At 67.9% G+C, this 2545-nt stretch carries 1 protein-coding gene; it reads right to left on the bottom strand.

All coding sequences use genetic code 11. The features are described 5' to 3' along the window. On the bottom strand, positions 1-2545 hold a 2545-nt coding region (locus JZ791_RS43905), incomplete at both ends, for a cell envelope integrity TolA family protein (RefSeq protein WP_216903877.1).

Below are 2545 nucleotides of genomic sequence, written 5' to 3' on the forward strand. Positions count from 1 at the left end.
TCGGCCGCCGCCTTCGCCGCACTCACCCGTTCCTTGCGCACCAGCGCAAACGCGTCGTCCTTACCGATCCGCCCGTCCTGGAACGCCTTCCAGGTGGCCGAGCCCGCCTGTTTGGCCTTGTCCATCAACGTATCGACCGCCTCCTCGACCGTCCGCCGATGATCGGCCGCCGCCTGCTCGTACACCGTCCGCGCCTCGGAGGTGCGCTGGTCGTCGTGTGCGGCCTCGGCCTCCTCGAGGGTCTGCTCGGCGGCCTCGACGCTTTTGCGGGAGTCCTCGATCGTCTGCTTGGTCTGCTGCTGCTCGTGCTCGGCACGCTCCTGCGCGGCGGCGTGACGTCGCAGTATCTCCGGATCACGCGCGGGAGCCTCGGCGTCTGCGGGGGCATCCGGCTTCGTGGTCGCGGGGGTGTCCTCGGGCCCCGCATGCTTCACCGAAGGCCCGTCCGGCTCACCGGGTACCCGGACCTCGGTGATCTTGGGATCCGCCAGCACCGAATCCAGGGTCTGCGACTTCGGCAGCGCCCGACCCTCGGCATCGGTCAACCCGCCGGACCGCGACCACACGTACCGGGCACCGGACTCGTCCCCGAGTGCCACGACATCGTGCGCGTCCGGCTCACCCCGACCGAACGCGACCTTGGACAGCGGGCGCGGATCCGAACCCAGTTCGCTGATCTCCTCCCAGCCCTTACCCGGCCCCCGCTGGTCGCCCGCGGCGGCCGGGACATCGGTGGGTCGACGCGGGGATGCCGAATCCGCTTTCCCCGCACGGGAAGACCGGATACCCGAACCGTTCCGCGAGCCGGACGGCTCGGATGCCTCACCGGCAGACTGTGGACGGTCGTCGGAGGGTGTGTCCCCGGTTTTCCGGTTCGCGGATATTTCCGAGGACCGCTCACCGGATTTACCCGTCCCCGAACCGATCCCGGCAGTGCCACGCTGAAGCGGGTCGACGTCCTTACCGCCCGCGAACGGGGAACTCTCCTGTCTGCCTGGGATGTCCTCGCCGAGACCGGTATCGCGACGAACCGGACTGGAGCCGTTACCGGCGACGAGCGAGTCCGAGCCATTCTGGCCCAGGTCGTTTCCGGTATCACCGTATTCGGTATCACGGCTACCAGCACGAAACGAAACATCGTCGGCTGGAGCGCTGGTCGTGCTGGTCGCGGTGCGCAGCGAGGTGTTGCCGGCGGGCGCGTCGGTGACGGCCGCGCTCTGGCCGCTGCCGGTGCTCGTGCGCAGCGGGTTGGCGTAAGAGGTGGACCCGTCCCCGATCATCGAGGATGACTGGGAGCGGGACGAGAGTGATTGCGTCACTTCAGGAGCCGAGTCCGAGGCGCCTTCGACGACGGTCTGCCCGGTGCGCTGCGCAACCGGGGTGCGCTCGAGGGGAGTGCGACTATCCCCGCCGGTCGAAGATGCTCGCGCGGTAGAAGGACTGCCACTCGAGCCGATACGCTGCTCGCTCGAGCCTGGAGTCGGTGTCGATCGGGTGGTCGGAGTCCCGTTGCTTCTGTCGGTGCTGCCGTTGGCAGGAGTGTCGTTGCGGGAGCCGGTGAGGTTCGAGGGCCCGTTGCGGGTGTCTCCGATATCGGAGGCCTCGTTACGGGTAGTGGCGCCCTCGTCGACGGGGGCACCGGTGCGGGTGGTGTCGTTGATGGACGCTGCGTTGCGGGGGTTGTTGTCGGCCGGGGTGTCCTGGCGAGTGCTGTCGTCGGCGGACGCGCTGGTGCGCTTGCCGCCGATATCCGAGGCCCCGGTACGAGTGTCACCGATACGAGTGTCACCGATATTCGAGGCCCCGCTACGGGTAGTGGCGTTCCCGGCGGTGGCCCCGATGCGTGAGGTGTCGTTGCGGGAGCCGTCGACATTCGAGGCTCCGTTGCGGGTGTCGCCGTTCGTGGACGCTGCATTGCGGGAGCCGGTGATCTCCGAGGATCCGTTTCGAGCGGTTCGGTTGCGGCTGCTGCCGTTGGTGGACGCTCCGTTGCGGGAGTCGTTGTCGGCCTGGATGTCCTGGCGAGTGCTGTCGTTGGCAGACGCGTTGTTGCGGTTGTTGCCGATGGCCGGGGTTCCGTCGCGGGTGTCACCGATATCTGAGGCGCCGTTACGGGTATTGCCGTTGGTGGGAGTGTTGTCGCGGGAGCCGGTGATGTCCGAGGCCCCGTTGCGGGTATCGCCGTTGCCGTTGGTCGACGTCTCGTTGTGGGTGCTGTCGTTGGTGCCGAATGAGGCGGTGCCGTCGTTCTTCTCGGACACGAACCCACCCGAGCCACCCGAACCCGGACGGGTGGGCGGGTCGCTGATCTTGGTGTCCGAGTACGGGGTCGAACCGTCCCCATAGGCCGGCGGCGGGTCATCCAGATGCAATCCGCCTGCGCTCAAATGGCTTTGGGCGTGCCCCAGCACACCATGAACACCACCGATCAGACCACCACCCACACCACCGATCAACGCGGCCGGGTTGAACTCCCACTGCCCGGTCATCACCCCATACGCCACGATCCCCGCACCCGCACCCACCAAACCCGCCGGAATACCCG

The sequence above is a fragment of the Nocardia alni genome (assembly GCF_019038435.1).
Lineage (GTDB): Bacteria > Actinomycetota > Actinomycetes > Mycobacteriales > Mycobacteriaceae > Nocardia > Nocardia alni.